The 12,084-nt window shown below is 42.4% G+C and carries 10 protein-coding genes; all 10 read left to right on the top strand.

What is annotated here, in order from left to right:
- The first annotated feature begins 90 nt into the window (after nt 1–90).
- The 10 genes from AC503W_RS13750 to AC503W_RS13705 all read left to right on the top strand — a co-directional run bounded on the left by AC503W_RS13750 (nt 91) and on the right by AC503W_RS13705 (nt 12,014).
- On the top strand, nt 91–852 hold the full coding sequence (locus tag AC503W_RS13750; RefSeq protein WP_494914542.1) for a tRNA threonylcarbamoyladenosine dehydratase: 762 nt from the start codon (nt 91–93) through the stop codon (nt 850–852).
- A 155-nt stretch (nt 853–1,007) separates the two neighbouring features.
- Complete coding sequence (locus AC503W_RS13745) at nt 1,008–2,195, top strand: ABC transporter substrate-binding protein (RefSeq protein WP_494914538.1); 1,188 nt, start codon at nt 1,008–1,010, stop codon at nt 2,193–2,195.
- 513 nt (nt 2,196–2,708) lie between these two features.
- Entirely contained in the window at nt 2,709–3,896 is a 1,188-nt protein-coding gene (locus AC503W_RS13740; RefSeq protein WP_494914532.1) for an ABC transporter substrate-binding protein, read from the top strand.
- Between the two features lie 128 nt (nt 3,897–4,024).
- Entirely contained in the window at nt 4,025–4,903 is an 879-nt protein-coding gene (locus AC503W_RS13735) for a branched-chain amino acid ABC transporter permease (RefSeq protein ID WP_494914530.1), read from the top strand.
- A 13-nt stretch (nt 4,904–4,916) separates the two neighbouring features.
- Nucleotides 4,917–5,882, top strand: coding sequence for a branched-chain amino acid ABC transporter permease (locus AC503W_RS13730; RefSeq protein WP_494914528.1), 966 nt, complete (start codon nt 4,917–4,919; stop codon nt 5,880–5,882).
- Nucleotides 5,854–6,636 carry an ABC transporter ATP-binding protein gene (locus AC503W_RS13725; RefSeq protein WP_494914526.1) on the top strand — a complete coding sequence of 261 codons (783 nt, stop codon included), beginning with the start codon at nt 5,854–5,856 and terminating at the stop codon, nt 6,634–6,636. Before AC503W_RS13730 ends, AC503W_RS13725 begins: the two co-directional genes overlap by 29 nt.
- The gene (locus AC503W_RS13720) at nt 6,636–7,343 is read left to right on the top strand and encodes an ABC transporter ATP-binding protein (RefSeq protein ID WP_402869791.1); all 708 of its coding nucleotides are present in this window, start codon (nt 6,636–6,638) and stop codon (nt 7,341–7,343) included. The genes AC503W_RS13725 and AC503W_RS13720 overlap by 1 nt, the downstream gene beginning before the upstream one ends.
- A gap of 150 nt (nt 7,344–7,493) precedes the next feature.
- A complete protein-coding gene (locus AC503W_RS13715; protein ID WP_494914524.1) occupies nt 7,494–9,377 on the top strand; it encodes a S8 family peptidase in 1,884 nt (627 codons plus the stop codon).
- 133 nt (nt 9,378–9,510) lie between these two features.
- Entirely contained in the window at nt 9,511–10,932 is a 1,422-nt protein-coding gene (locus AC503W_RS13710; RefSeq protein WP_494914522.1) for a S8 family peptidase, read from the top strand.
- 314 nt (nt 10,933–11,246) lie between these two features.
- Nucleotides 11,247–12,014: a tyrosine-protein phosphatase gene (locus tag AC503W_RS13705; RefSeq protein WP_494914520.1), complete on the top strand. Its 768-nt coding sequence runs from the start codon at nt 11,247–11,249 to the stop codon at nt 12,012–12,014.
- Nucleotides 12,015–12,084: the final 70 nt, after the last annotated feature.

Here is a 12,084-nt window from a genome sequence, read left to right as displayed (position 1 = left end):
TGGTCATATTTGCTTGTCATCCCTGATGTTTATGATATATTGTTAATTGGGAACACAAATAAGATCAGAATTTATTGGAGTTGAAAATATATGCTGCATCAGTTTTCACGAAATGAACTAGCGATTGGTAAAGAGGGCATGGACCGGTTGAAAAACACGACGGTTGCTGTCCTTGGTGTAGGCGGAGTCGGTTCTTTTTCAGCCGAAGCGTTGGCACGTACAGGTGTTGGCCGGATTATCCTTGTCGATAAAGATGATGTGGACATCACAAATGTAAACAGACAGATCCATGCGCTTCTTTCGACTGTAGGCCAGCCAAAAGCCGAATTGATGAAAGCACGCATCCAGGATATTAATCCGGACTGCGAAGTCATCGCCTTGAAGATGTTTTATACAGAAGAAACCTTCGAGGAATTCTTCAGTTATAATCTCGATTATGTCATCGATGCATCCGATACGGTCATCTACAAAATGCATGTCATGAAAGAGTGCCTAAAACGGAATATCAAAATCATCGCAAGTATGGGTGCCGCCAATAAAATGGATCCAACCCGCTTCCAGATTGCCGATATTTCCAAAACACATACCGATCCACTTGCGAAAGTCATCCGCACAAGATTGCGTAAAGAAGGCATCACAAAAGGAATTCCGGTTGTATTTTCCGATGAAAGCCCAATTGTCATACGGGAGGATGTCCGGAAAGAGGTCGGTAATGATGATGCGAAAATCCGTAAAGCTCAAATGCCTCCATCTTCCAATGCGTTCGTTCCATCTGTAGCCGGCTTAATTGCGGCGAGCTGGGTCATCAATGACCTATTAAAAGATATTGAAGTTCGTCGTGTTAACGATTAATAAGCGGTAAACTGACTCTGATCCAGGGTCAGTTTTATCGTTTTAATAATTACATATATTTACTATTTTACCGAAAAATATAGACAAACTACCTAGAATGAGATACATTATTTTCAGAATATTCTTTTTGTTTTTAAAGAAAAAGGGGGTTTCAAATGAAAAAGAAAAAGTTAGCAGGCATGGTTTTATCACTATCATTAATCGCGGGGGCACTTGCAGGTTGTAATGGTGACTCGAAAACCAGTAGTTCAGGCGGAGGTTCATCGAGTTCAGGAGACACCATAAAAATTGGTGCCAACCTTGAATTGTCAGGTGGGACGGCCTCATTTGGTCAGTCTGCAATGGATGGTTTGCAATTGGCCATCGATGAAATCAATAAAGAAGGAATTAATGGTAAGAAAATTAAAATTAAAAAAGTGGATAATAAATCGGATGCAGCAGAAGCAACGAACGGTTCGATTAAACTTGTCAGTCAGGATAAAGTAGTGGCGATTGTAGGATCGGCTACTAGTACGAATACGTTGGCACAAGTTCAAGTCGCACAAGATAACAAGATTCCTCTACTTACACCAACCGCAACCAATCCCGATATTACGAACAAAGCTGGAAAATTGAATGATTATGTGTTTAGAACATGTTTCATCGACCCATTCCAGGGAACCGTTGCAGCCAATTTCGCAACAGATGAAGTAAAGGCGAAGACCGCTGCCATTTATGTTGACAGTGCAAGCGATTACTCAAAAGGACTCGCTGCAGCCTTTAAGGAAGCCTTTACGAAAAATGGAGGAAAAATCGTATCGGAAGAAGCTTATGTGACAAAAGATACTGATTTCCGTGCCACATTGACTCGCATCAAGTCAGCAAAACCAGAGTTCGTATTTCTTCCAGGTTACTATGAAGAAGTCGGTCTGATCTTGAAGCAAGCTCGGGAAAATGGAATGGACCTCCCGTTCATGGGTGGAGACGGCTGGGATTCACCAAAAGTCGTGGAAATTGCCGGAGCGGAAGCTTTGAAGAACACCTTTATCACTAATCACTATTCGCCGGAAGATGAAGACGCTAAGATTCAAGATTTCGTTTCAGCATACAAAGCGAAATACAACAAAACACCTGATGCTTTTGCTGCATTAGGCTATGACACTGGTTACTATTTGGCTGATGCCATTAAAAGAGCCGGAGATCCAACATCTGAAAATATCAGAAAAGCATTAGAAGAAGTGAAGGATTTCGAATTAGTCTCAGGAACCTTGAACTTGGATGAAAACCATGATCCGATTAAATCGGCCACCATCTTGGAATATGTGGATGGCAAACAAACCTTTAATACGAAGATTGATCCGTGATCTCGATTGATTCAAAGGGACCGCCATATGGCGGTCTTTTTGTTGTAATATGCCAGCAGAAATACCTGCATATTTATATAGTATTATACAATTTTGAAATAGAAATCTGTATAAAAGATACGCGCTGGATGTAGGTGTAAAAACCTATCAGGATACTCGAGAATAGAAAATTAAGGAAATGATAAAGTTGGATGTTACTAATGACGGAATAAAAAATGACCAATGATAAATGTGGATTTATAACATTGAAATAAAGAAACTCTTTGATTTTTCTCTGTTAAAAACGATGATGGCATATATCGATATAATAATAGCTTGCAAAGGTCTATGAGATATAGACTATTGGACAAAATGTTCATGCATTTTACGTCTAGACGTGGTGAAAATTATGCGGTACACTATTTTCAAAATATTTATTAAATTGTAAATATTTATATTTATCTATTATTTAGACAGCGTATTGAATAAATATCCATGCGCCACAAACAAAGATTACAAAATAGGGGGTTCATTATGAAAAAGAAGAAATTAGCAAGTGCATTTCTTTCGTTATCACTTGCAGCGGGGGTATTGGCAGGTTGTTCCGGATCGGACTCTGCTTCAACATCAAAAAAAGGTGAAGAGGGAGACACGATCAAAATCGGTGTGAACCTTGAATTATCAGGGGGAGTAGCCTCTTATGGACAATCGATTTCAGAAGGCCTCAAGCTTGCGACTGAAGAGATTAACAAAGAGGGCATTGATGGGAAAAAAATCAAACTTATACAAGTTGATAATAAATCTGAAGCGGCTGAAGCGACAAGTGGTGCCATCAAGTTGACTTCTCAAGATAAGGTGACGGCGATCGTCGGTGCCGCAACAAGTACGAATACAATCGCACAGGTGCAGATTGCCCAGGATAATAAGGTTCCGGTCATCTCTCCTTCTGGGACAAGCCCAGAAATCACATATAAAGATGATAAATTAAACGATTATGTATTCAGAACAAGCTTTATCGATCCTTTCCAAGGAACCGTGGCAGCGAATTTCGCCACTAGCGAAATCAAAGCAAAAAGCGCAGCCATCTATATTGATAGTGCAAGCGATTATTCAAAAGGGTTAGCGGCAGCCTTTAAGGAACAATTCGAAAAGAATGGTGGGAAAGTTGTAGCGGAAGAAGCTTATATTGCCAAGGATACTGATTTCCGATCTACACTGACTCGCCTTAAATCCGCAAAACCGGATTTCATCTTCCTGCCAGGCTATTATGAAGAAGCTGGATTGATCGTTAAGCAGGCCCGTGAAACAGGTCTGGACGTGCCATTCATGGGCGGCGATGGTTGGGATTCTCCTAAACTGGTTGAAATTGCTGGTGAGAAGGCCCTAAATAATACATTCATCACCAACCATTATTCTTCAGGTGACCCGGACGAAAAGATCCAGAACTTTGTGTCAGCATTCAAAGCTGAATACAAAGATAAATCTCCTGACGCATTTAACGCTCTAGGCTACGACACAGGATACTTCCTTGTCGATGCCATTAAACGTGCGGGATCTTCGGATTCGGATAAGATCAAGGATGCTTTGGCAAAAACAAAAGACCTGAACCTTGTGACGGGAACATTTACCTTAGATGAAAAACACAACCCGATCAAGTCTGCTACGATCCTTGAGTTTAAAGAAGGAAAACAAGTATTCAATACAAAAATCAATCCTGAATGATCTGGAAAGGTTTTAGCCTTCGCCGGCCCTTCTTCAAATTAGAAGGTGCTGGCGACTTCTCATTTTTTACCCACTGAAAAAATAGTCGTGCCGCATTATAAAATTGGATTTTTCAAGGAGAGTCGTATATGGAATTGGTACAACAGCTAATAAATGGAGTTTCTCTCGGTAGCATTTATGCCCTTATCGCTCTCGGATATACGATGGTGTATGGGATTGTTAAACTGATAAACTTCGCGCATGGTGACGTCTTCATGGTCGGATCATTCGTTGGTTTCTACTCGATAACGGTTTTGGATCTGTCATTCGTGCCGGCCCTTCTCATTTCAATGACGGTCTGTGCAATCTTTGGTGTATTAATTGAGCGTATCGCATACAAACCTTTGCGTAATGCAACGCGTATTGCCGCTCTTATCACCGCCATCGGTGTTTCGCTTTTAATCGAATATGGATTCATCTATGTCCGGGGTGCACAGCCGGAAGCTTATCCAAGTGATGTATTGCCTTCGGATAAAATCAACATTTTCGGTGCTTCGATAAGCAGCCAGTCGGTATTGATCTTTGGCGTAGCCGTCGCATTGATGATCGTCCTACAAATCATTGTCCATCGGACGAAAATCGGGAAGGCGATGCGTGCCGTTTCTTTCGATGCAGATGCGGCCAGGTTGATGGGAATCAACGTCAATAATACCATTTCAGCAACATTTGCAATCGGTTCCGCTTTAGCGGGAGCAGCAGGGGTCATTTTTGGTATCTACTATATAAAGATCGAGCCATTGATGGGAGTGCTTCCAGGGCTGAAGGCTTTCGTAGCCGCGGTGCTTGGTGGAATCGGAATCATCCCGGGTGCGATGGTCGGGGGATTATTGCTCGGGGTCATCGAGGCTTTGGTCAGTGCCGCCGGCTATTCATTATGGCGGGATGCCGTAGCCTTTATCGTACTGATTCTTATCTTGATTTTCATGCCACAAGGCTTGTTCGGTAAAAACAAAAAAGAAAAAGTATAAGGGAGACAAAGCTATGACTACTTTTAAGCGAGCTAAAGGTTTTTGGCTCTCGATCGTCCTATCACTGATCTTTTTCGCCGTGGTCCAGGTATTGATCGGCGGCGGTTCTTTGAATCCTTTTTATCAAAATACGCTCATGTTCATCGGGATCAATATTATTTTGGCGACGAGCCTTCATTTGATCATCGGGATAACCGGTCAATTTTCAATCGGACATGCCGGATTCTTGGCGGTCGGTGCCTATGCTTCAGCGGTCGTGACCATGAAGTTGCAAATGCCGTTTCCCCTGGCATTGATTATAGGAGGTTTGGTCGCAGCGCTTGCCGGTTTGATCATCGGGATTCCAAGCTTGCGCCTTAAAGGGGATTACCTGGCCATCGCGACCTTGGGATTTGGCGAAATCGTCCGGATTGTGCTCTTGAATATTGACTATGTAGGCGGGGCAAGCGGAATGCAAGTATCGCATTTGACTACATGGCCATGGGTGTTCGGGTCCGTACTCATCACGATTCTCGTCATCCGGAACTTTACAAGTTCGACACATGGAAGGGCCTGCATCTCGATCCGTGAGGACGAAACGGCAGCCGACTCGATGGGGATCAACACAACCTATTATAAAGTTGTCGCGTTTGCAATCGGTGCTTTCTTTGCCGGAATAGCTGGAGGCTTATATGCCCACAACTTCTATATCATCCAACCGTCGAACTTCGGGTTCTTGAAATCATTCGATATCTTAATTCTAGTCGTACTCGGTGGACTTGGAAGCTTATCCGGTTCCGTATTGGCGGCGATCCTTCTTACGGTCGTCACGACATTCCTGCAAGATTATCCAGAAACAAGAATGATCATCTACAGCCTTGTCCTGATTGTGATGATGATTTATCGTCCACAAGGCTTGATGGGAACTAAAGAAATAACGTCCATGTTCAATCGTAAAGGAGGCAGCAGCCATGGCAACAACAAAAACACCGCTGCTTAAAGTCGACTCGGTCGGCATCCAGTTTGGAGGGCTTAAAGCGGTATCCGATGTGAACGTCGAGTTGTATCCGGGGGAATTGGTCGGTTTGATCGGACCGAATGGAGCTGGGAAAACGACCTTTTTCAACTTACTGACTGGGGTTTATGTCCCGACCGAGGGCACCATATCCCTTGACGGGGAAAACTTGAGGAAACGTCCGCCCTATAAAATCACACAAAAAGGAATCAGCCGGACATTCCAGAATATCCGTTTGTTCAGCGAACTTTCGGTGATTGATAACGTGAAAGTAGCCTATCATTCTCTTTCGAAACATAGCATTATCAGTTCCATCTTGCGTTTTCCTACCCATTTTAAAGGGGAACAGGAAATGGAGGAAAAGGCCATTGAATTCCTGAAGATCTTCAATCTGGATCGATACAAGGATGAAAAGGCGAAAAACCTGCCATATGGTCAGCAAAGGCGCTTGGAAATTGCCCGTGCGCTTGCCGCTAACCCGAAATTACTCTTACTCGATGAACCGGCGGCCGGCATGAATCCCCAGGAAACACACGAACTCATGAAACTGATTGCGCTAATCCGTGAGAAATTTGACTTGACCGTGCTGTTGATTGAACACGATATGCCACTGGTCATGGGTGTATGCGAGCGGATCTATGTGCTCGATCATGGTCAGTTGATCGCCCACGGAAAGCCGGAAGAAATACGGAACAATCCAAAAGTCATCGAGGCCTATCTGGGCGAGGAGGTTTCATAATGTTAACAATCGAGGATATTAACGTATATTACGGGAACATACAGGCACTAAGGGGTGTTTCCCTCACGATCAACCAAGGGGAGATCGTCACCCTGATTGGGGCGAACGGAGCAGGTAAAAGTACGATGCTCAAGACGATTTCTGGCTTATTGAAACCGAAACAAGGAAAGATTCTTTATGAAAATCAATCAATCGGTGGCAAACCTGCCCAATCGATTGTGAAGATGGGAATCTCACATGTTCCGGAAGGACGCCGTGTATTTGCCAACATGACGGTGGAGGAAAACCTTCAACTAGGTGCGTATTTACGAAAAGACAAGGCAGAAATCAAAAAAGATATGGAAAAGGTATATGAACTATTTCCACGCTTGCTTGAGAGACTGAAGCAACAATCGGGAACCCTCTCTGGCGGGGAGCAGCAAATGCTCGCCATGGGCCGGGCCCTCATGGCAAAGCCGCGTCTGCTCTTATTGGATGAGCCTTCGATGGGACTTGCACCGTTACTGGTGAAACAGATTTTCAGCATCATAGAAGAAATCAATAAAACGGGTACGACGATTCTGCTTGTCGAGCAAAATGCGAATCTTGCCTTATCCATTGCTGATCGAGCGTATGTAGTGGAAACGGGCCGCATCGTCCTTTCTGGTCAAGCTGAGGAACTAACGGCGAGTGAAGAAATAAAGAATGCCTATTTAGGAGGACACTGAAACCGCAAATTGCGGTTTTTTCTTTTGATAAAAATGGAAATGATTCATATTGACTAGATGAAAAGATTAGTAAATCTATATCTAGCAGTATACAATTTAGATAGAGGGAACTAATGAAAAGTACCCACAATAATCTATTGGAGTGATTCCATGCAAAAGTTATTTCGGTCCATCGTACCTATCGCACTTCTTTTAACATTTTTGCCGATTCAACAGCCAGAAGCCGTTTTTGCAGAGGAAGCTCCTAATGCCGATGGTGTCATTGTAAAATATAGAGAAACAAATGATGAGCCTATCAGCGAATTAATTGAGGCAGTAGACATCCCTAAAGGGGAAACCACAGAAAAACTAATAGAGAAGCTTGAAGATCAGAAAAAGGTAGAGTATGCAGAACCAAACTATCTTTTTAAAAAGATGGAAAGTCCTTCTGACCCCATTTTTAAGGATCAATGGCATCATCAAAAAATCGGGACGAAAGCTGCATGGAAAAAGACCATGGGCTCAAAAGAAATGATCGTGGCCATCATTGATGATGGCATTGACCGTAATCATGAAGATTTAAAAGGGAAGATTTATAAAGGTTATGATACCGTGCGTGAGAGAATGAATATCCTGCCTAAAGGAGAACATGGAACGCATGTTGCGGGCATCATTGCCGGCTCTGCTAATAATAAACTAGGAGGCGCAGGTGTGGCCCCTACTATAAAAATTATGCCGATTAACGTTTTTGATGGGAGATATGCAGATACGGTTGATATCATAGAAGCCATCCATTATGCAATCGAAAACGGAGCCGACATCATTAATATGAGTTTAGGAGAGAATCATTATTCAAAGGCGCTAGATAAAGCGGTCCAAGAGGCGTATAAAGAAGAGGTACTGATTATTGCAGCGGCTGGAAATGAAGGGGATTTGAAAAAGAGCAAGAAGCGCGTATACCCTGCCGCATTCAGTCATGTCATTTCGGTGGGTGCCACCACTTCAAAAGATAAGCGCGCCACTTATTCCAATTACGATTCATCGGTGGATATTACAGCCCCCGGGGACAAAATCCTTTCAACATTTCCTAATAATCGATATGCCTATATGAGCGGTACGTCCATGGCGACACCCATTGTTACCGGTGTAGCCGCATTGATTTGGTCCAACGAACCGAAACTTTCCCAATTAGCGTTGGAATACCGGATATATGATTCGGCTGTCGATCTAGGCACAAAAGGAAAAGATGTCTATTATGGTAACGGGCGTGTCAATGCAAAAAAGGCGCTTGAGATGAAGACCCTCAGTAGACCTTCTGTGACAGGCATCTCAGATAGGGATACAAAGATTAAAGGGACGATACCTAGCCAGTTTACAACCGGAACCGTCTTCATTTATACGAAGAAAATAACACTTGCCACGGTGAAAATCAACGGGGAAAAGACATTTTCAGCGATGGTTGCCAAACAGAAGGCTGGCCAGAAAGTGTATGTACGATTAGTCGATAAAACAGGTAATAAAAGCGTGCCGGTCTTCCTTACCGTCACCGATAAAACCGCACCACCTAAGCCGACAGTAAATGCTGTGGGTGACAATACAACAAAGGTGACGGGGAAAGCGGAAGCAAGTTCCAAAGTGACCGTCCAAACGGGAACCACTATGCTTGGAAAGGCAACCACCAACAGCTCAGGCACATTCACCGTGACGATGACGAAAAAGCAAAAGGCTGGAAAAGTGCTGACTTTAACCGCAACCGATAAAGCGGGAAACATAAGCCCTGCAAAAAAAGTGACGGTCAAGGATAAAACCGCCCCAAGCATGCCGACAGTCAATAAAGTTACGCCTAAAACAACAAAGGTGACGGGGAAGGCAGAAGCAAGCTCAACCGTTTCTGTCAAAACATCAGGCAAAGTCATCGGATCTGCCAAAGCTACGAACAAAGGTAGCTTCACGGTCAAGATTGCCAAGCAAAGTGCCGGGAAAATCGTGTATGTCTACGCAAAAGACGAGGCAAAGAATGCAAGTAAGTCAAGAAAAGTGACCGTGAAAAAGTAAAACTGCTATAGAAAGGAAGCTTCCGAGAATCTGGGAAGCTTTTTTTTGTCATGAATGCCGTGAAATAGTATTTAAATTATTGTTAATAAATGGTAAAGTTGTAGTTCAAGAGTATGAGAAAGAGGGGATGAGTATGAGGTGGATTTTTTCTTTACTAGTTGTCAGTGTCTTTGGTATGCAAATATGTTTAGGAACGGGGAACGCTAAAATACTAGCGGCTGAACAGCCAAATCCGGTCAAAATAGAAACGAACCGAGTCATTGTCAAATTGAAATCTTCAGCCAAAGAAGGTAGCCTGAAAAAGTATAAGGTCAGCGAGAAAACGATAGATCATCAGGGGCTATTGAAAACGATGGAAGTCCCTGATAAGACAAGTGTTGATGGTTTTATAAAGAAACTAGAAAAAGATAAAAACGTTGAATACGTGGAACCAGATCATCTCATTCATATGATGAAAAATCCGAGTGATCCCCATTATACAAAGCAATACCATCACAAGTTGGTTCAATCTGAACAAGCCTGGGACAAGACGAAGGGCTCGGAAAATATCATCGTTGCTGTCATTGACAATGGTGCAGATTTGAACCATCCCGACTTAAAAGGGAAATTTTATGCTCCCTATAACATGGTGAACTTTAGTAGTGCCTATTTGCCGGCAGGTGAACACGGTACACATGTCTCCGGCATCATTGCGGCTACCATGAATAATGGATCTGGCGGTACGGGGATTGCACCCAAAACTAGAGTTATGCCGATTAATGTATTCGAAGGAAATGTTTGCTACACGTCTGATGTCATCTATGCACTTTATTATGCGGTGGAGTATGGTGCCGATATTATCAATTTAAGTCTGGGCAATTACTATTATTCCTATAGCTTTGATGATACCATCCAGTATGCCCATGATAGAGGATTGATCATAGTTGCGGCAGCAGGGAATGATGATACTTATTGGAACACTTATCCTGCTTCCTATGAGAACGTCATTTCTGTCAGTGCGACGTCCAAGAAAGATCGTATTGCCGACTATTCCAATTATGGAACCAATATTGACTTGGCTGCACCAGGTGATTCGATTTATTCAACGCTTCCTTCTAAATCGTATGGTTATATGACAGGAACGTCGATGGCCGCGCCTATCGTCACAGGGGTCGCAGCCTTGGTATGGGGGAACAAACCCTCCTTGACGAATACGCAGGTCGAAGAACGCTTATTCAGCACGGCCGATGACCTAGGTAAAAAAGGAAGAGACGACCTTTACGGAAATGGACGCGTAAATGCCAAAAGGGCTGTGAACTATGTTGTAAAGCCAACTGTTCATACAGTCAAGGATAATGCTAAAACCATTACAGGAAAAGCTGAAAAAGGCTCGACCGTTACCGTTAAAAAAGGAAGCAGCCAGCTTGGCAAAGCAAAAACCAACAGCGCGGGAACATTTAAAGTTACGATCAAGACAAAACAAAAGGCAGGAACAAAACTTTCCGTTACAGCCAAAAGCAAAGCAGGATATACCAGCAAAGCCAGAATCGTTACTGTGGTCAAAGCGAAAAAATAAAATAGAAACAGCCTCCTGATTTAACAGGAGGCTGTTTTCACCTCACACTCTATAATTCGCTTACGTACAGCACTATTTCAACCATAGACGAGTTTCTTGAGCAGTGGGAATAAAGAGATATTCCAAAGTATACCAACTAATCCCTTATAACTATAAAAAAAGTAAAAAAATAAATAAAATGGGTATGTAAAGGGTAAAAAGACACAAAAAATTCATGAATAGTGCGAATTTGTTTGTTAAAGACACATAAAAATGTTAAATTAGACTAAACAAATATGAAAAAAGACCGACAGAGAGGGAGGCTTTCTTAAAAAATGATTGATATACACTCTCATATTTTACCTGAGATAGATGATGGGGCTAAGCACATTACCGAAAGTTTAGCTATAGCGAAACTGGCCGTTTCGGAGGGGATTCACACGATTATTGCCACACCGCATCATAAAAATGGTCTCTATGAAAACCCAAAAATGAATATTTTAGAGAGGGTAACAGAACTAAATGATGTATTGCAAAAGGAAGCTATCGATTTAAAAGTTTTGCCTGGTCAGGAAACAAGAGTATATGGCGAAATACTAGCGGACTATCAAAATGGAGAAATTTTAACACTAAATGATGGGGAAAGATATCTGTTTATTGAATTGCCTACAGACTCTGTTCCTGCTTATACAGAATCTTTATTATATGATATTCAAATGAAGGGACTTATCCCAATTATTGTTCATCCTGAAAGGAACCAGGAGTTTATAGATTCACCCAATAAGCTTTATAAGCTTGTCAAAAACGGCGCGATGACACAAATTACAGCCAAAAGCTTGGTAGGCGGATATGGTAAGAAAATTAAAAAGTTTTCCCAACAGCTCATTGAATTGAACTTGACTCATTATGTAGCATCTGATGTCCACAATACTAAAAGTAGGTCCTTCCACATGGTTCAGGCTTTTGACGAGATTAAAAAAAGTTATGGTACCGACATGGTGTATCTCTTTATGGACAATGCCGAGCTGCTTGTGCAGGGGAAACTAGCTTACAAGGAAATGCCACAAAAAATTCAAACAAAGAAATTTTTCAGCTTATTTTAGAATGTTTTAGGATCTCTTACATGGAATAACTTACAACGTCTAATAAAAACAGCCGCATCTTTAAAAGGTG

This window comes from Peribacillus suis (assembly GCF_059384845.1).
This window is presented reverse-complemented; position numbering and strand designations above follow the sequence as displayed.